This window comes from Stenotrophomonas sp. 364 (assembly GCF_009832905.1).
Classification (GTDB): domain Bacteria; phylum Pseudomonadota; class Gammaproteobacteria; order Xanthomonadales; family Xanthomonadaceae; genus Stenotrophomonas; species Stenotrophomonas maltophilia_AP.
In genome coordinates this window covers 3,768,007-3,785,197 of sequence record NZ_CP047135.1, presented here as the reverse complement: position 1 = coordinate 3,785,197, position 17,191 = coordinate 3,768,007, and the positions used below count along the sequence as shown (strand labels likewise).

At 69.1% G+C, this 17,191-nt stretch carries 15 protein-coding genes; 8 read left to right on the top strand and 7 right to left on the bottom strand.

The window, feature by feature from the left end; genetic code table 11:
* Positions 1-49: 49 nt before the first annotated feature.
* Positions 50-1,180 carry a LysM peptidoglycan-binding domain-containing protein gene (locus GQ674_RS17000; protein ID WP_128095810.1) on the bottom strand — a complete coding sequence of 377 codons (1,131 nt, stop codon included), beginning with the start codon at positions 1,178-1,180 and terminating at the stop codon, positions 50-52.
* A 124-nt stretch (positions 1,181-1,304) separates the two neighbouring features.
* Here GQ674_RS17000 and def point away from each other — a divergent pair, with 124 nt between their 5' ends.
* The 5 genes from def (at position 1,305) to GQ674_RS16975 (ending at position 7,331) form a co-directional block, all read left to right on the top strand.
* The gene (def, locus tag GQ674_RS16995; protein ID WP_159498001.1) at positions 1,305-1,817 is read left to right on the top strand and encodes a peptide deformylase; all 513 of its coding nucleotides are present in this window, start codon (positions 1,305-1,307) and stop codon (positions 1,815-1,817) included.
* 99 nt (positions 1,818-1,916) lie between these two features.
* Positions 1,917-2,840, top strand: a complete 924-nt coding sequence (gene fmt, locus GQ674_RS16990; RefSeq protein ID WP_128095808.1) for a methionyl-tRNA formyltransferase — start codon at positions 1,917-1,919, stop codon at positions 2,838-2,840.
* Between the two features lies 1 nt (position 2,841).
* Positions 2,842-4,182 carry a 16S rRNA (cytosine(967)-C(5))-methyltransferase RsmB gene (gene rsmB, locus GQ674_RS16985; protein WP_159498000.1) on the top strand — a complete coding sequence of 447 codons (1,341 nt, stop codon included), beginning with the start codon at positions 2,842-2,844 and terminating at the stop codon, positions 4,180-4,182.
* Positions 4,183-4,207: 25 nt separating this feature from the next.
* The gene (locus GQ674_RS16980; RefSeq protein ID WP_159497999.1) at positions 4,208-5,932 is read left to right on the top strand and encodes a glycosyltransferase family 39 protein; all 1,725 of its coding nucleotides are present in this window, start codon (positions 4,208-4,210) and stop codon (positions 5,930-5,932) included.
* A 124-nt stretch (positions 5,933-6,056) separates the two neighbouring features.
* Positions 6,057-7,331 carry an O-antigen ligase family protein gene (locus tag GQ674_RS16975; protein ID WP_159497998.1) on the top strand — a complete coding sequence of 425 codons (1,275 nt, stop codon included), beginning with the start codon at positions 6,057-6,059 and terminating at the stop codon, positions 7,329-7,331.
* Between the two features lie 7 nt (positions 7,332-7,338).
* Here the strand turns inward: GQ674_RS16975 and GQ674_RS16970 are convergent, their stop codons facing one another.
* Positions 7,339-8,460: a glycosyltransferase gene (locus GQ674_RS16970; protein ID WP_159497997.1), complete on the bottom strand. Its 1,122-nt coding sequence runs from the start codon at positions 8,458-8,460 to the stop codon at positions 7,339-7,341.
* A gap of 44 nt (positions 8,461-8,504) precedes the next feature.
* Positions 8,505-9,323: a glycosyltransferase family 2 protein gene (locus GQ674_RS16965; RefSeq protein WP_159497996.1), complete on the bottom strand. Its 819-nt coding sequence runs from the start codon at positions 9,321-9,323 to the stop codon at positions 8,505-8,507.
* On the opposite strand from GQ674_RS16965, the gene GQ674_RS16960 reads away from it, so the two are divergent.
* Positions 9,322-10,380 carry a CDP-glycerol glycerophosphotransferase family protein gene (locus GQ674_RS16960; protein ID WP_159499530.1) on the top strand — a complete coding sequence of 353 codons (1,059 nt, stop codon included), beginning with the start codon at positions 9,322-9,324 and terminating at the stop codon, positions 10,378-10,380. The genes GQ674_RS16965 and GQ674_RS16960 overlap by 2 nt on opposite strands.
* Positions 10,381-10,406: 26 nt before the next feature.
* On the opposite strand, the gene GQ674_RS16955 is transcribed toward GQ674_RS16960, so the two are convergent.
* From GQ674_RS16955 to GQ674_RS16940, 4 genes are all read right to left on the bottom strand, one after another.
* A complete protein-coding gene (locus tag GQ674_RS16955; RefSeq protein WP_236546112.1) occupies positions 10,407-11,966 on the bottom strand; it encodes a PH domain-containing protein in 1,560 nt (519 codons plus the stop codon).
* Complete coding sequence (locus tag GQ674_RS16950; protein ID WP_159497995.1) at positions 11,963-12,496, bottom strand: PH domain-containing protein; 534 nt, start codon at positions 12,494-12,496, stop codon at positions 11,963-11,965. The genes GQ674_RS16955 and GQ674_RS16950 overlap by 4 nt, the downstream gene beginning before the upstream one ends.
* A gap of 83 nt (positions 12,497-12,579) precedes the next feature.
* Positions 12,580-13,716: a GTP cyclohydrolase II RibA gene (gene ribA, locus GQ674_RS16945; protein WP_159497994.1), complete on the bottom strand. Its 1,137-nt coding sequence runs from the start codon at positions 13,714-13,716 to the stop codon at positions 12,580-12,582.
* A 68-nt stretch (positions 13,717-13,784) separates the two neighbouring features.
* Entirely contained in the window at positions 13,785-14,702 is a 918-nt protein-coding gene (locus tag GQ674_RS16940; protein WP_159497993.1) for a lauroyl acyltransferase, read from the bottom strand.
* 86 nt (positions 14,703-14,788) lie between these two features.
* On the opposite strand from GQ674_RS16940, the gene dtd reads away from it, so the two are divergent.
* Both dtd and rpoD read left to right on the top strand, forming a co-directional pair.
* On the top strand, positions 14,789-15,229 hold the full coding sequence (gene dtd / locus GQ674_RS16935; RefSeq protein ID WP_159497992.1) for a D-aminoacyl-tRNA deacylase: 441 nt from the start codon (positions 14,789-14,791) through the stop codon (positions 15,227-15,229).
* 87 nt (positions 15,230-15,316) lie between these two features.
* Positions 15,317-17,164 (top strand): RNA polymerase sigma factor RpoD, encoded by a 1,848-nt coding sequence (gene rpoD / locus GQ674_RS16930; RefSeq protein WP_159497991.1) that lies wholly within the window; start codon positions 15,317-15,319, stop codon positions 17,162-17,164.
* Positions 17,165-17,191: the final 27 nt, after the last annotated feature.

The following is a 17,191-nucleotide window of genomic DNA, read 5'->3' as shown; positions in this document are numbered from 1 at the left end:
AACAACGGCGCCCTGGGGCGCCGTCGGAGTAGTGCGTAGGGTTTTGCGTTTACTGAGCGTCAGGATGCTTCGCCGCGTACCCGACCAGCACCGGCTTGACCCCCTCCATCACCAGCGCATAGCTGACCTTGTCGTAGGTGCGGAACACCATCGCATGGGCGGCATATTCGTCGGGCAGGGTGATGCGGCCGGCACCGTCGCTGAGCGAATCGTCCATCCGCGACGAACCGGGGTACTTCATCCGGTTGGCCACGTGGCGGCCCTGGCGCCACAGCGACACCACGGTGCCGTTGTCGATGCCGTCCGCACTGCCGGCGGAGATCGCCACGATGTCGCGCGGGCCACCCGACAGGAACATGTCGGCCACCGCGAGCACGCGGATGTCCAGGCCTTCGGTCTGGGCTGCCGGCACGTGCGGGAAGAACTGCAGGTCGTACGGGTTTGCCTCCACCGGCACCAGGCGGTCGCCGATCCTGACTTCACGCCCGCCGACCTGGGTCTGCAGGGCGATGGTGGTCACATCCACCTTGCCGGACGCCACCTTGGTGACGGTGCCGACGTTGACCTGGGCCAGTTCGTAGCCGAGCGTCTGGTTGCGCTTGCTGGGGACGAAGAAGTCCTTCCAGAGGTTGCCGCTGCCGGGGGTGACGTCACCATTGGCGGTGAGATCCTCGGTGGGCTTGGGCAGGGCGTAGCGCACGGTCGGGCGGACCACGGACCAGCGCTGGCCCACTGCCGCCCCCTCCAGCCCGCGCACATAGGCAACCTGGCCGCTGGTGGCGCGCAGGCGGTCGTCTTCCAGGCCGGCCACGAACGGCAGCGACTTGACGTCGTCGACCACGCTCAGCTGCTTCAGGAAGGGTTCGACCTGGTCCAGTGGAATGCCGGTGATGGGCGCTTCCCGGCGCGGGCCGGGCTGGGCCACGACGCGGTCCAGGTAGGCCAGGCTCAGCACGTCACCCGGGTAGATCAGGTGCGGGTTCTTGACCTGCGGATTGGCCTGCCAGATTTCCGGCCACAGCCACGGCTTTTTGAGGAAGCGCGCGGAAATGTCCCACAAGGTATCGCCCTTGCGGACGACGTAGGTATCCGGGTGCCCGCCATTCACTTCAACGGCGGTAGCATAGGTGGCAACGGTCAACATCGCCACGGCGACGACCGTACGAGTACGTTCAAACATAGGTGGTGCCTGATTCCCCAACAGGTTGCCGCACTATAGTCCAGAAACCGGGGCGCAGGGCAAGCGTTGGCGATAGAATTGCGACGTACGCCGCTTTGACCGGCGCCCCCTACCGGTATTTGCCATGGCCATCCTGCCCATTCTTGAGTTTCCCGATCCGCGCCTGCGCACCAAGGCCGCGTTGATCGCCGCCGCCGACGTCACCACGCCGGCCTTCCAGGAACTGATCGACGACATGTTCCACACCATGTACGAGGCCCCGGGCATCGGCCTGGCGGCCAGCCAGGTGGACGTGCACAAGCGCTTCATGGTGATCGACGTCAGTGAAGAGAAGGACACCCCGCGGGTGTTCATCAACCCGGAGATCGTCGCCAACGAGGGCGGCCAGGTCTACCAGGAAGGCTGCCTGTCGGTACCGGGCATCTTTGCCGACGTCACCCGTGCCAACCAGATCACCGTGCGCTTCCTGGACCGCCAGGGCCAGCCGCAGGAACTGACCACCGACGGTGTGCTGGCGGTGTGCATCCAGCACGAAATGGACCACCTGGACGGCAAGCTGTTCATCGATTACCTGTCCCCGCTGAAGCGCGAGATGGTGCGCAAGAAGCTGGCCAAGGCGCGCAAGCACGTTGCCTGAGATGCCCAAGGGCCGGGCCGCGCGGGCTGACCGCGGGCCGGGCCTGGTTGTGCGGCGCCGGCCACCGGCGCCGTTTTTCTTTCTGCAAGTGGGGTAGCCATGAAGATTGTCTTTGCCGGTACGCCGGAGTTCGCCGTGTCCTCGCTGCGCGCCGCCGCGCGCCACCATGAAGTGGTGGCCGTGTACACCCAGCCGGACCGCCCGGCCGGGCGTGGGCGCGGGCTGATGCCGTCGCCGGTGAAGCTGGAGGCGATCGCGCGTGGCATCCCGGTGTTCCAGCCCGAGCACCTCAAGACCCCCGAAGCCCAGCAGCAGCTGCGCGACCTGCAACCGGACCTGATGGTGGTGGTGGCCTACGGCCTGATCCTGCCCAAGGCCGTGCTGTCCATCCCCACCCACGGCTGCTGGAACGTGCACGCCTCGCTGCTGCCGCGCTGGCGTGGCGCCGCGCCGATCCAGCGTGCGATCCAGGCCGGCGACAGCGAAAGCGGCGTGTGCCTGATGCAGATGGAAGCAGGCCTGGACACTGGCCCGGTGCTGCTCAAGCAACACCTGGCCATCGGCGCCAACGACACCGGCGGCCAGCTGCACGACCGACTGGCCGAACTGGGCGCGCAGGTGCTGTCGGATGGGCTGGGCCTGCTGCGCGCCGGGATCAAGCCGATTGCCCAGCCGCAGCCGGAGGCGGGGGTGACGTACGCGCACAAGCTCGACAAGGCCGAAGCCCGGCTGGACTGGGCGCAGGACGCGCAGGCGCTGGAGCGCACCGTGCGCGCCTTCAACCCGTGGCCGATCGCCGAGGCCCAGCTGGCCGGCGAGCGCGTGCGCATCCACGGTGCGGTGGCGCTGCCGGACAACCAAGGCAAGGCCCCGGGCACGCTGCTGGCGGCCGCCCGCGAGGGCATCGACATTGCCTGCGGCCAGGGCGCCCTGCGCCTGCGGGTGCTGCAGCGCGAAGGCGGCAAGGCGATCACGGCGGCCGACTACCTCAACGCGCGCCGCGACCTGAGCGTGGGTGCCTGAAATGACCCAGCTCCGGCAGGACAAGCTGGCCCCGCAGCGTGCCGCCAGCGCGCCCGGCGTGCCCACCCGCGTACTGGCAGCCAAGGTGCTGGCCCAGGTGATCGGCCGCGGCCGCTCGCTCAAGGCCGAACTGGCCAAGGCATTGCCGAGCCTGGACGACAGCCGCGACCGCGCGCTGCTGGAGGCCCTGTGCTTTGCCGTGCTGCGCCGTCGCGGCGCCTATGACGCGGCCCTGGCCCAGTGGATGCAGCGCCCGCTGGGCGTGCGCGAGGACGAACTGCGCGCGCTGTTGCTGGTGGGCTTCGCCCAGCTGGATGCGCTGGAACTGCCGGCCCACGCGGCGCTGTCGGCCACGGTCGACGCCGCCCGTGCGATGGGTCGCGACCGCCAGGCCGGCATGGTCAACGCGCTGCTGCGCCGCGCCCAGCGCGAGGGCATTCCGGCCCAGCCGGCGCGCGCTGCATTCCCCGACTGGCTGGCCGGCATGATCGAACAGGACTGGCCGGAGCAGGCCGAGGACGTGTTCGCCGCCAGCCTGCAGCCGGCGCCGTTGTGGCTGCGGGTGAACCGCCAGCACGGCAGCCGTGAGGCTGTGCTCGAACAGCTGGCCGCCGCCGCGATCGAGGCCGAGGCATCGCCGCTGTGCAGTGACGCGATCCGCCTGCCGGTACCCGTGCCGGTGGCTGCGCTGCCCGGTTTCGCGGCCGGTGCATTGTCGGTGCAGGATCTGTCGGCGCAGCAGGTGGCCGATGCCCTGGCCCCGCGACCCGGCGCCCGGGTGCTGGACGCCTGCGCCGCGCCCGGTGGCAAGGCCGCGCACCTGCTGGAGCGTGATCCCAGCCTGCAGCTGCTGGCCCTGGACATCGACCCGCGCCGGCTCAAGCGCATCAGCGAGACCTTCGCCCGGACCGGCGTGGGCGCGCAGGCGCGCGTGCTGGCGGCCGACGCCGCCGCGCCGGACAGCTGGTGGGACGGGCAGCCGTTCGACTGCATCCTGCTGGATGCACCGTGCTCTGCCACCGGCATCATCCGCCGCCAGCCGGACGTGCTGGTGCACCGCCGCCCGGCCGATATCGAGGCGCTGGTAACGCTGCAGGCGCGCCTGCTGGATGCCTGCTTCAGCATGCTGGCTCCGGGCGGCACCCTGCTGTATGCGACATGCTCGATCCTGCGGGAAGAGAACCAGTTCCAGGTCGAGTCTTTCCTGCAGCGCACCCCCCGCGCAGGCTTCCTGCCATTGGGTGAAGCGTTCGGCCACGACTCCTGGGCCGGTCGCCAGCGCCTGCCCGGTGAAGAGGGTGCAGACGGTTTCTTCTATGCGCGTCTGCTAAAAAAGGGCTGATACCCCGCCGTTGGACCCGCGTCATATGTTGAACACTCCTGCCAGGCGCGAGTTCTGGCTGCTTGCCACGATGGCCCTGCTGGTGCTCGGTGCCGGTCTGGGCCTGCGCGACCCCTGGCCGTCGGACGAGCCGCGCTTTGCGCTGGTGGCCAAGCAGATGGTGCTCAGCGGCGACTGGCTGTTCCCGCACCGGGGCACCGAGTTGTACTCGGACAAGCCACCGATGCTGATGTGGGCGCAGGCCGCGTTCTACAGCGTGTTCGGCAACTGGCGGGTGGCGTTCCTGCTGCCGTCGCTGCTGGCCGCACTGGGCACGCTGGCCTGCGTGTACGACCTGGGCCGGCGCCTGTGGACCCGCCGGGTGGGCGTGTACGCGGCCTGGGCGCTGTTGTTTGCGGTGCATTTCACCTTCCAGGCCAAGAAGGCGCAGATCGACCCGCTGGTGGTGTTCTTCATCACCCTGGCCAACTACGGCCTGCTGCGGCACCTGCTCTGCGGGCCGGCGTGGCGGTGGTGGTGGCTGGGCTGGTTTGCCGCCGGGCTGGGTGTGATCACCAAGGGCGTGGGCGTGCTGGCGCTGCTGATGGTGCTGCCGGCGGCGGTGGCCTCGCTGCTGGATTGGCCGCGGGTTCGCCTGCACGTGCGCGACTGGCGCTTCTGGCTGGCCCCGCTGGCCTTCGTGCTGGCGGTGACGTTGTGGCTGGTGCCGATGGTGCTGGCCGCCACGTCCAGCGGCTCGGTGGAGTACCGGGCCTATATGAACGACATTCTGTTCCGGCAGACCGCCAAGCGCTACGCGCAGTCCTGGGACCACCACCAGCCATGGTGGTACTTCCTGGCCACCATGCCGTCGATGTGGCTGCCCGCGATCCTGGTGGTGCCGTGGGCGATCCCGGCCTGGTGGCGCCGGCTGCGCCGCCGTGATCCGCGCTATCTGCTGCTGCTGGGCTGGTGGCTGCTGATCGTGCTGTTCTTCTCGATCCCGCACGGCAAGCGCGATGTGTACATCCTGCCGGCGCTGCCGATGTTCTGCCTGGCGCTGGCGCCACTGGTGCCGGGATTGCTGCGGCGGCGCGACGTGCAGTGGCTGCTGGGCGCGTTCAACGTGCTGCTGGTGCTGGCCCTGCTGGGGGCGGGCATTGCCATGCTGGTCGGGCAGCCGGGCTTTGAAAGCCGGCTGATCCTGCAGCGCGGCATCGATACCTCGGTGACCGCGGCGCTGGGCTGGATCGGCGTGGCACTGGGCGCCTGGGGCATGGCCAGCCTGTGTTTCAGCGGCGCACGGCGGCGCCACGTGGCGGTGGTATCGACCCTGGCGATGGTCTGGGTGGCCTACGGGCTGGTGGGCTACCCGCTGTTCAACGATTCCAGCTCCGCGCGGGGGCTGATGCAGCAGGCCGGGCAGCGCATCGGCCCCGACGCGCAACTCGGGCTGGTGGGCTGGAAGGAACAGAACCTGCTCATGGCTGACCGCCCGGCGACCACCTTTGGCTTCAAACGCCGTTGGTACAGTCAGTTGCAGGACGGCGTGGCCTGGCAGGCGCAGGCGCCGCAGCAGCGCTGGCTGCTGGTACAGGAAGCGGCCGTGCTGGACTGCATCGATCGCAACCGTGCCGAACGGGTGGGCGTGGCCAATCGCCGCGGCTGGTGGCTGGTACCGGCCGACGCCGTGGTCGGCCCGTGTCGGCCCAGTGCCCGGGAACTGGCGCGGATCACTCTGGAACAAGGTCGGGAAGCGCCGGAGGAGTGATGGGACTCTCATGGATCATTACGGGACGATCAGCGACAATGCCGCCCGCTCGCCCGATCCTGGAATGGAGGCCGGTGAACCCGTTCCTCCTCCGTCATTACGCCGCATTGCCCAGATCGTGACCATGTCTCCACTCCGTCCTGCCCGCGCCAACCTCGCCTTGGCATGGGCCTTCACGATCGCGCTCGGGTTGTCCCCGGTGCTGCTGATGTCGACCCTGGACGGTGGCAGCGCGGGCTATTACCTGCTGGTCCTGCTGAGCATCATCGTGCTGGTGGTGGTGCGTCCGGCCGCGCCCGGGCAGGTCTGGTGCGACAACCGCCGCGAGTATGTGTGGATGGGCGTGGGCGTGGCGGTGATGCTGATCGGCGTGCTGACCAGCCTGCTGGTGCACGGCCTGTGGAAAGGATCGGAGGTGGAAAAGGCCGCGCGCTTCCTGACCGTGCTGCTGATCCTGGCCGCCGCGCTGCGGATTCCGCGCCCGATTCTGGCCCATGGCCTGTTCGGCCTGTTGCTGGGCATCTGGTATGCGGTGATCAACGTCGGCTGGCTGGTGTTGAGCACCGGCGGACGCCCGGCCACCCGCCAGTTCAACACGGTGACCTACGGCAACCTGACGCTGCTGTTTTCGATGCTGGCGCTGTTGCTGCTGGGCTACCGCATCACCCGTTTCAAGCGCACCGAGTTCGCGCTGAAACTGATCACCGGCGTGGCCGGGCTGGGCGCATTCCTCGCCACCCAGACCCGCGGCGGCCTGCTTGCCGTGCCGGTGCTGGTGTTCATCGCCCTGCTGGTGCAGGGGCGCCGGCTCAACCGCTACAAGGCCTGGGCCGGTGCGTTGCTGCTCGGCGCGGTGGGCCTGATCGTGCTCAGCGACAGCACCCTGCGCGAGCGCATCCACCTGGGCGTGAATGAATTCGAAGAGTGCCAGGTGACCCACCTGGCCGATACGTCGGTGTGCATCCGCCTGCAGCTGTGGAGCGCGGCCGGGCACATGATCCAGAGCGAGCCGGTGTTCGGCATTGGCGGGGGCGACCGCTTCCGCGAAGAGCTGCGCAGCCTGGCCGAGGCGCGCCAGGTTTCGCCCACTGTCGCGCGCGACTATGGCGAAACCCACAACGACCTGCTGTATTTCCTGGCCACCTACGGCGTGCTGGGCGGGCTGGGACTGGTGCTGCTCTACGCCGCGCCGGGCTGGGTGCTGCTGCGCCGGCTGTGGCGGGAGGACGACGCCGGGCGCCTGTTCGCCGGTGCCGGGGTGATGATCTGCGCCAGCTACCTGATGTTCGGCCTCACCGAGATGATGTTCCGCGACATGCGCTCGGCGTCCTTCTACGCCACCTGGGTGGCGGTATTCCTGGCGCTGTCCGACCCGGCGCGCAGGCGCCAGGCAGACTGATACGGGTTCAACCGCCCTGCAGGGCGGCGGCGTAGCTGGCTTCGGTCAGGCCGGTGAACGTGTCCAGGCCGAACTCACGCACCGCACGCTGGCGCGCGGCCACGCCGATGCGGGCCAGGTCGTGGCGTTGTGCATACAGCTGGGCCACCTGGGCGGCGATCGCCGGAATGTTGCGCACCGGCACGATCCACCCGTCCTGGCCGTGGTCGATGTTCTCCGGCAGGCCGGCGTAGTCGCTGACCATCACCGGCTTGCCCATCGCCATCATTTCGCGGCAGGCGAAAGAGATCGTCTCCACGTCGTGGGACAGCACGAAGCCCGCATCACCGCTGGCCACGAACGGCCGGATGTCCTCCAGCAGGCCGGGCAGGTGCACCTGCGCGCCGAGGCCCAGCTCCGCCACGCGTGCCAGCAGGCGCGGGTCGGCGTCGCGGCCGGCCACGGCCACGTGGAGGTGGCTGCGGATCGGCTCGGGCAGCGTGGCAATCGCCTCGACCAGGTCGATCCAGCCCTTGTGGCCGTCGGTGCCGGCATTGCTCACCATCACCAGCGCCTCGGGGTCGGTGGTCCAGCGGGCACGCAGCGCCGCGCCGGCCGATGCCTCGACCGGTGCGAAGCGGGCCAGGTCCACGCCGTTGCGTACCACGTCGATCGGGCAGCGCCGGTAGGGGCTGTCCAGCAACATGTCGCGGGTATGCGCGGAGACGGCGATCACCCGGTCGGTGCCCCAGCGCGCGCGCAGGCGGTTGCCGAAGGTGTTGCTGGGCTTGCTGTTGTGCTTGGTGAACACCAGCCTGGGCCGGTGGGCCAGGCCGGCCACTGCCTCCATCATCACCCGATGGTCGCGCGCGCCGTTGGCGTGCACGATGTCGATGCGGTGCTGCTGCACCAGGCGGCGCAGGCGGCGCGTGTCGGCCCATTGCTGGGGCAGCGTGGGCAGGCCACTGCTGAAGGCGATGTCCAGCGGTTCGGCAATGCCTTCGTCGCGGACCACGCGCAGCACGCGGCTGTTGTCCGGGGCGGCCATGAACAGCTGGTGCCGCGCCGACAGCGCACGCGCCAGTGACACCAGGTAGGTGGTGTGGCCGCCGCCGTCGCCGGAATGGAAGTTGGTGTAGAGGATCTTCATGGAGGCCTTCGATCAAACGCGCATGAAGTCTGCCACAGCAGTGCTCATGCGGCGTCGCTGCGGCGCGGCGGGTCGCTCACCGGCTGGCCGTGCTGCAGCATCCACAGCATGATCGTTTTCTGGCGCACGTAGTTGGCGCGTACGTAGGCATACACCAGCCCGTGCCAGCCATCGCGGAAGCCACCGCGCAGCAGCAGCCCGCGCCAGAACCGCCACGCCGGGGCCAGGACCAGCTTGGCCAGGGTGGCGCGCTTGCCGCGTGCGAACTCGTGCTCGGCCATCATCCGCGCGTAGCGTTGGGTCTTGCTCAACTGCTGTTCCAGCGAGCGGTACGGGTAGTGGATGAGGTCACCGCGCAGCACGCCCACGCGGCCGTCGACGCTGGCCGCTTCGTGGATCTCGCGCTTGCCGCGCCAGCCGCCGTGGCGGCGGTCGAACAGGCGCAGCACGCGGTCCGGGTAGGCATTGCCGTGGTGCAGGAACTTGCCGAAGTACTCGGACAGGCGCGCGAAGCGGTAGCCGTGGTGGCCGGCGAAGCCTCCGGACTGGGCGGCCAGGATGGCCGCGCGCAGCTCGTCGCTGACGCGCTCGTCGGCATCCAGGCACAGCACCCAGTCATGGCGGGCCTGTTCAACGCAGAACGCCTTCTGGCTGCGGAAGCCGTCGAACGCGCGCTGCAGCACGGTGGCCCCGGCGGCGCGGGCGATGGCCACGGTGGCATCGGTGGAATGGGAATCCACCACGACGATCTCGTCGCAGAAGGCCAGCGAGGCCAGGCAATCGCCGATGCGGTCGGCTTCATTGAACGCGATAATGCAGGCCGAGATGCGAGGCCGTTCAGTGGGAGCGGTCGTGGAGGACATGATGGCCGAGTACCTGCTGTTTGCGACGGAGCGTTATGCGCTGCCCATTCTCGCCCCTCTGGCCCAGGCGTTGCACGCGTCCGGGCAATCGGTGTCGGCCTGGTTCGCCGATGGCGCGGCCGGGGCCAGCCTGCCGGGGGTGCCCAATGTGGACCTCAAACAGGCGCTGGCGCTGCGCCCGCGCGCGGTGTTCAGCGCCGCCAACTGGGTGCCGCCGTTCATCGCCGGGGCCAAGGTGCAGGTATTCCATGGCTTCAATGTGCAGAAACGCGACAGCGCGCGCGGCCATTTCCGCGTGCGTGGCCTGTTCGACCTGTACTGCACGCAGGGGCCGGCGACGACGGAGCCGTTCCGCGACCTCGCCGCGCGCCAGGGCCATTTCGCGGTGGCGCAGACCGGCTGGCCGAAACTGGACCCGCTGTTCCGCGACGACGGCGGCGCCAGCGCGGCGCTGCGGGCGCCGGCCGCTGGCCGCCCGGTGATCCTGTTCGGGTCCACCTTCACCGAACGCCTGAGTGCGGCGCCGCACCTGTACGACCACATCGCCGCCGACATCGCGCGCGGCGAGCGTTACTGGCTGCTGACCCTGCACCCCAAGTGCAGCGAGGAGCTGTTCGCACGCTACCGCGCGCTGGCCGGCGACAACGCCGCCTTCATCGAGCCTGAGCAGGTGATGGCCGCGCAGCGTGCCGCCGATGTGCTGGTGTCGGACACCTCCTCGATCGTGTCCGAGTTCGTGGTGCAGTACAAACCGGTGGTGACCTTCCGCAACCGCGTGCCGCAGCCGCACATGATCGACTTCGACGACGCCACCCGGCTGCCGGCGATGCTGGACCGCGCGCTGTCGCCCGAGCCGGCGCTGGTGGCGCAGATCCAGCAGTACGCCGACAGCATCCATCCGTACCGCGATGGGTATTCCAGCGAGCGGGTGATCGCGGCCACCGAGGATTTCCTCGCTGGCGAGCTGGGTACGCTCAAGCGCAAGCCGTTCGGCGCGTGGACGCGCGGCCTGCAGATCCGGCGTGACCTGGGGTATTGGGGGCCGTCCAAGCGCTAGAGCCGACCGTTGGTCGGCTGCGTCGATTACCAGCGCAGGCGCCGGTGCGCCAGGGCCTCGCTCAAGCGCGCATGCACCGCGCGCGCCTCGGCGTCGGGCAGATAGCGCAGGCACAAGGCGACGCTGCCACCGGCGCCGGCGGTATCCAGCCACACGCTGGCGGTTCCCAACAGGCGATCCAGCGGGGAACGGCTCAGGCGTAGCACCTGCAGCTTGTCCAGCTCGGCAAACCGCCACCAGCGCTGCCACCAGCCACCGCGCACGGCCACGTACTGGTCGTCCAGGTGATAGCCCATGCGGGCCATCTGGCGATGCGCCCGGAACGCCGACCACGGCAGCCACAGCAGGATCAGGGCCGCCCACGGTACCTCGTTCCACACCGCGGCCGCGGCCACCAGCGGCACCCATACCGCCGTGCCCAGGCTCAACCGCCACCAGCCGCGCTGCTGCACCGGCTGCCAGCGGGCGGGCGGCCACTGCACCTGCGGCAGCAGGTGCTGCACCAGGGCGTCGGTCGCCTCGGGGGTGGCCAGCGGGGCCAGTTCGCGCAGGTCGCGGCGCTGGTTCTCTTCGGACACCCCGGCGGCGATGTCGATGCGCAGGTGGCGTCGCCCGGCCCAGCGCTGCAAGGGGCTCTCGCGCAGCGTCCAGGCCTGGATGCGCCGCCGCGCCACGCTGCTGCGCAGGCGCGTGAGCAGGCCACTGACCACGGTGAGCCGGCGTTGGTGCTCGCTCAGCTGGAAGCCGTGGTAACGCAACACCGCCAGCACCACTGAAAACACGCGCAGCAGCACCCAGAACGCGGCCACGGCCAGCAGCGCCACCACCGCCCACACCCAGTCGGCCGGGTGCAGGCCGTTGGCGTAGCCCAGCGCCTGGCGCCCGCCTTCCTCGATCACATCGGTCACGGTGCCATCGGGAAACAGCTGGAACGTCGCGCCCACAGCGGCCAGCACCACCACCCAGCCGCGGTTGGACAGCAGGCCGATGCGCACCACCTCCAGCGTGCTCAGTTGCAGCAGCACGCCATCGTCGACCGGCGGCGCGACCGCATCCACATCCGCATCAGCATCAGCATCCGTGGCCGCCGGCGTCGCCGTGACACCCTGGCCGCGATGCCGCACCAGCTGTTCCAGCGCCAGCGCCTGGGACAGCTTGAGCACGCGCATTTCCGCTTCGGGCCGGGCGCCGCCGGCCGATTCCAGGCGCAGTTCGGCCACCCCGAACAGACGGTGCAGCGGGTTCTGGTGCACCGCCACGTTGTGGATGCGCGCGAACGGAATCTCGCGCCGGTTGCGCGAGATCACCCCGCTGCGCACGCTGATGGCATCGCGGCCGATCCGGTAACGGTAGGTCAGGTACTGCAGCACCGAAGTGCCCACCAGCACCACGATCACCACCAGCGCGGCCAGGTAGGACCACATCTCATCGCGGTCGCCGCGGTTGCCGAACACCAGCAGCGCCACCAGCGGCAGCAGGAACTGGCGCAGCTGCATCAGCAGGACGAACAGCCACGACCACCGGTGCAGGCGCTGCTCCTGCGACGCGTCGTCCACCGCGGCCTGTGCGGGGGGCAGGCTGTTCACAGGGCGTCGTCGTCGCGGTCGAGCTGGTGGGCCAGGGTGTCGCGCAGGCGTTCGGCATCCTCGCCGTCCAGCCCGCTCAGGCTCACCGCGCTGAAACGGCTGCCGGCGGTGTGCACCACCAGCGTGGCCAGCCGTGCGCTGCGTTCGATCGGACCGCGGCGCAGGTCCAGGTGCTGCACGCGCGAGATCGGCACGCGGGTTTCCTGTTCCCACATCAGGTTGCGGCGCACGCCCAGGCCTTGGGCATCGAGCCGCCAGAACGTACGGCGCTGGCGGCGGTAACCAACGACCGCGCCGATTGCCGCGCCCAGCACCAGCATGCCGGCCACGCCCAGCCAGCGCAGCGGCAGGTCCAGCAGCACCCACGCCGTGCCGAGCCCGCCACCGATCACGACGGTGCCGGTGATGGCCGCGCCCACCGCTGCGATGGCGGCGGCACGCCGTGGCAGCGGCTGCCAGTCAGGACTGGGCGGCAGCGGCGGCAACGGTGGCGGCGAGGGGATGGCGGGGGTGTCGATGGCGTCGGACAAGGCAGGGCGCTCGGCAAGGGAAATGCCGGGCGTGCTGCTGCTGGCGGTGCGCCCGTCGCGCAGACGGTAGCAGTTGCCGCGCGCTATTGCGCGGCCTGGATCAGTGCGTCGACGTCGAGCAGGTGGCCGGCGCGTTCGGCCTTGGTGCGCAGGTACTGCTCGTTTTCGGCGGTGATATCGCCGGTGACCGGCACGCAGTCCACCACGTCGATGCCGGCATTGCGCAGCCGCTGCGCCTTGGTGGGGTTGTTGCTGAGCAGCTGCACGCGGTGCACGCCCAGCCCCTGCAGCATCGCCACCGCGCTGCCGTAGCGGCGCTCGTCGGCGCCGAAGCCCAGCTGCGCATCGGCGTCGATGGTGTCCAGGCCGTCGTGCTGGTAGCCGTAGGCGCGCATCTTGGCGGCGATGCCGGTGCCGCGGCCTTCCTGGTCCAGGTACAGCAGTACGCCGCCACCCAGTTCCTTGAGCTTGCGCAGGCCGCGCCGCAGCTGGTCGCCGCAGTCGCACTTGAGCGAGCCGAACAGGTCGCCGGTGAGGCAGGACGAATGCACGCGTACCGGCACCACCCCGGACAGGTCCGGGCTGCCGACGATGATCGCCACCTGGTCGCGCTGGGCCACGCCGCCGCGGAACACGGCAAATTCGGTCATGCCCACCTCGCGCAGCGGCACCGGCGAACGCGTCACCAGTTCATAGGCGTGGGCGGCCTGCTCGGCGCCCTGGTGCAGGTCGCACAGCGATACCTGCGCGCAATCATCGAAGCGGTGGTCGGTCTCCTCCAGCAGCACGCCCACCATGGCCGGCAGCAGCAGGCCCAGGCGGGCGATTTCCACCGCGCCATCGTCCAGCGCCTGCCCCGCCGACCAGCCCGGTGGCATCACTTCCGGTTCGCGCCGGTAGCTCAGCGAGGGCAGGGCATCGAAGTCGATGCCGGCCAGCGGCACGCGGGCGCCGTGCTCGGCGGCCACCCCCAGCACCCGCGCACGGGTGGCGGTAAGGAACAGGTAGTGGCGGTCGGCGGCGGCCTGGGCGAACGCGCTGAAGCTGCTGCGGGTGCTGCTGTCCAGGGCGATGAAGGCCAGGCGCTGGCCGTGGCTGTCGTCGATCACCACCGGGCGGCCCGCGCGCAGTTCGCCCACCGCCCGTTCGCAGCGGATCGCGGCCGGGTCGCCGAACAGGGGAGAAGCAGCATCAGACATGGCAGGGGCCGTGGGAGACATCGTGGGTTCCACAGTGGGGACGGAAGGCGCCGTTTCCAATCACGCCGGGGCGCGACGCTGCGTCGCAGTCAGTGCGGATGTTCCTCGGTGGCATAGGGGTCCACCTCGTTGCTGCCCGGCGGCCGCAGTGTGTAGCGCTTGTAGGTCCACTGGTACTGGGTGGGGTCGCGCCGGGCGATCCGCTCCAGTCCGGCGTTGAGTGCGGTTGCCGCCGTGCGCGGGTCCGGGTCGGCCACGGCCGGATCGGCCGGCTCGACGTGCAGGGCAAACTGCATGCCCGGGCCCACGCGCTCGCACCAGCCGTACAGCACGGTGGCCCCGGTCCGTTCAGCCAGCCGGTTGACCAGGGTCATGGTCAGCGCCTCCACCCCGAAGAACGGGGCGAACACGCCGTCGCCGGCCTTGGGCTGCTGGTCGGGCAGGATGCCGGTGGCGCCGCCGTCCTTGAGCACCTTGAACAGCTGACGCACCGCCGGCCCCTCGGCCCGCACCTGCTGCACGTTGTCGCCGCCACGCACCAGCTGCAGGAAGGCATCGCCCACGGCTTCGTCGGGGGCCTTGTAGACGATGGCGATCGGCCCGCGCGAGGCGAGCCACTGGTTCAGCAGCTCCCAGTTGCCATGGTGGGGCGCGGCCACGATCACGCCCTTGCCGGCGGCCAGCGCCGCGTCGTACAGGGCTTCGCCATGGCGCTCGACCAGGCAGGCCAGGTTCTGCTCACGCGGGCGGGTCCACAGGCGCAGGGTTTCCAGCGCCTGCAGCGCGGTGGAGCGCAGCACCTGGCGGTGCATCTGCACCCGCTGGGCGTCGGTCAGTTCGGGGAAGGCCAGTTCCAGGTTGCGCCGGGTCACCCGGCTCTCGCGGGCATTGAGCGCGATCCACAGCCACGCCAGCATGTGGGCGACGCCGCGCAGCCAGGACCAGGGCAGACGGGTGAACAGGGCGGCGGCACGGTAGGCCAGGCGGGCGGTGGTATGCGGTTTCATCACGGGGAAGTCTAGCTGCTGGGACAATCGGCGTGGACCGGCAGGCGCGTTAAGGTAGCCGGCCCCCCACCCCGGAAGCCCCACCCATGCTCGTTCTCATCCAGCGCGTCACCCAGGCCAGCGTGCATGTCGATGATGTGGCGGTGGGCCGGATCGGCCCGGGATTGCTGGCGCTGGTGGGCATGGAGCCAGGCGACAGCGAGGCGCAGATCACGTGGATGGCCGATCGGCTGCTCGGCTACCGTGTGTTTGCCGATGAAGGCGGAAAAATGAACCGGTCGCTGGCCGACACCGGGGGCGGGCTGCTGCTGGTGAGCCAGTTCACGCTGGCCGCCGACACCGCCAGCGGGATGCGGCCGGGCTTCAGCACCGCCGCGCCGCCTGCCGAGGCTGAACGTGGATTCAACCGATTGGTCGAGATCTGCAGGCAAAAACACGCCCCGGGGGTGGAAACCGGCCAGTTTGGTGCCCATATGGTTGTCAGCCTGGTCAACGACGGTCCTGTGACCTTCCTGCTCCGGCCCTGACCCCGGGACCACCGCCCGGGGCGGAAGGGCCCCGGGCTGGTATAATGCTAGGTCCTATTCTCTCCCTGCCGGTGGCGCGAGCACTACATGGCCAACGAACGTCCTGCCCAGCAAAACGACATCAAGCTTCTGATCAGCAAGGGCCTGGAACAGGGCTACCTGACCTACGCCGAAGTCAATGACCACCTGCCCGACGACATCGTCGACCCGGAGCAGATTGAAGACATCATCGGCATGATCAACGGCATGGGCATCGATGTCCATGAAGTTGCGCCCGATGCGGAAACCCTGCTGCTCAACGACGGCAACACCGGCAACCGCGAAGTCGATGACACCGCGGCCGAAGAAGCTGCCGCCGCGCTGAGCGCGCTCGACACCGAAGGTGGTCGCACCACCGACCCGGTGCGCATGTACATGCGCGAAATGGGCACCGTCGAGCTGCTGACCCGCGAGGGCGAAATCGCCATCGCCAAGCGTATCGAAGAAGGCCTGGGCCAGGTCCAGGCGGCACTCGGCACCTTCCCGGTGTCGGTGGAATCGCTGCTGGCCGACTACGACGCGCACAAGGAAGGCAAGAAGCGCCTGGCCGAAGTGATCGTCGGCTTCAACGATCTGGTGGAGGAAGTCCCGGCGCCGGTCGTGGCTGAAGACACCAGCGACGACGCCGAAGACGATGCCGACGACGAAGACGACGGCGACGACGTTGAAGAAGAAGCCGGCCCGACCGGTCCGGACCCGGAAGAAGTTGCCCGCCGCATGCAGGCCCTGAGCGACGCGTACAGCGCGTTCAAGAAGGCTGCCGCCAAGGGTGACCGCAAGCCGCTGGCCAAGCTGCGCGACGACATGGCCGCGGTGTTTGTGACCCTGAAGCTGCCGCTGCCGCTGACCGACGTGCTGGTCAAGCAGCTGCGCGACGTCATGGCCGAGATCAAGTCCCACGAGCGCCGCGTGCTGAACCTGGCCACCGTGACGGCGCGCATGCCGCGCAAGGACTTCATCCGTTCCTGGGAAGGCAACCAGACCAACCTGGAGTGGGTGGAAGACGCACTGAAGCGCAAGCAGAAGTGGTCCTCGGCCCTGCGTGACGTGAAGGACCAGATCATCGCCGAGCAGCAGGCCACGCTCGACATCGAAAAGACCACCTGGCTGGAACTGGACGAGCTGAAGGAAATCAGCCGTGCCATGGCCTACGGTGAGGCGCGTGCGCGCAAGGCCAAGAAGGAAATGGTCGAGGCGAACCTGCGCCTGGTCATCTCCATCGCCAAGAAGTACACCAACCGCGGCCTGCAGTTCCTCGACCTGATCCAGGAAGGCAACATCGGCCTGATGAAGGCCGTGGACAAGTTCGAATACCGCCGTGGTTACAAGTTCTCCACGTATGCCACCTGGTGGATCCGCCAGGCCATCACCCGTTCGATCGCCGATCAGGCGCGCACCATCCGTATTCCGGTGCACATGATCGAAACGATCAACAAGTTGAACCGCATTTCCCGCCAGATGCTCCAGCAGTACGGCCGCGAGGCTACGCCGGAGGAGCTGGCCAAGGAAATGGACATGCCGGAAGACAAGATCCGCAAGGTGATGAAGATCGCCAAGGAGCCGATCTCGATGGAAACCCCGATCGGCGACGACGAGGATTCCCATCTGGGCGACTTCATCGAGGACACCAACGTGGAGTCCCCGATCGAGAACACCACCAACATCAACCTGTCTGAAACCGTGCGCGACGTGCTGGCTGGCCTCACCCCGAGGGAAGCCAAGGTGCTGCGCATGCGCTTCGGCATCGACATGAACACCGACCACACCCTCGAGGAAGTGGGCAAGCAGTTCGACGTCACCCGCGAGCGTATCCGCCAGATCGAAGCCAAGGCGCTGCGCAAGCTGCGTCACCCGAGCCGGTCCGAGCAGCTGCGCAGCTTCCTGGATATCGATTGATCGATCCCGGCAGTTCGCGTTGAAACA

Coding starts and splice junctions, on each gene's coding strand:
- dtd (WP_159497992.1), top strand. CDS start 14,789: ATGCTCGTTCTCATCCAGCGCGTCACCCAGGCCAGCGTGCATGTCGAT.
- GQ674_RS16960 (WP_159499530.1), top strand. CDS start 9,322: ATGATGGCCGAGTACCTGCTGTTTGCGACGGAGCGTTATGCGCTGCCC.
- GQ674_RS16940 (WP_159497993.1), bottom strand. CDS start 14,702: ATGAAACCGCATACCACCGCCCGCCTGGCCTACCGTGCCGCCGCCCTG.
- GQ674_RS16980 (WP_159497999.1), top strand. CDS start 4,208: ATGTTGAACACTCCTGCCAGGCGCGAGTTCTGGCTGCTTGCCACGATG.
- rpoD (WP_159497991.1), top strand. CDS start 15,317: ATGGCCAACGAACGTCCTGCCCAGCAAAACGACATCAAGCTTCTGATC.
- GQ674_RS17000 (WP_128095810.1), bottom strand. CDS start 1,180: ATGTTTGAACGTACTCGTACGGTCGTCGCCGTGGCGATGTTGACCGTT.
- GQ674_RS16965 (WP_159497996.1), bottom strand. CDS start 9,323: ATGTCCTCCACGACCGCTCCCACTGAACGGCCTCGCATCTCGGCCTGC.
- ribA (WP_159497994.1), bottom strand. CDS start 13,716: ATGTCTCCCACGGCCCCTGCCATGTCTGATGCTGCTTCTCCCCTGTTC.
- fmt (WP_128095808.1), top strand. CDS start 1,917: ATGAAGATTGTCTTTGCCGGTACGCCGGAGTTCGCCGTGTCCTCGCTG.
- GQ674_RS16975 (WP_159497998.1), top strand. CDS start 6,057: ATGTCTCCACTCCGTCCTGCCCGCGCCAACCTCGCCTTGGCATGGGCC.
- def (WP_159498001.1), top strand. CDS start 1,305: ATGGCCATCCTGCCCATTCTTGAGTTTCCCGATCCGCGCCTGCGCACC.
- rsmB (WP_159498000.1), top strand. CDS start 2,842: ATGACCCAGCTCCGGCAGGACAAGCTGGCCCCGCAGCGTGCCGCCAGC.
- GQ674_RS16970 (WP_159497997.1), bottom strand. CDS start 8,460: ATGAAGATCCTCTACACCAACTTCCATTCCGGCGACGGCGGCGGCCAC.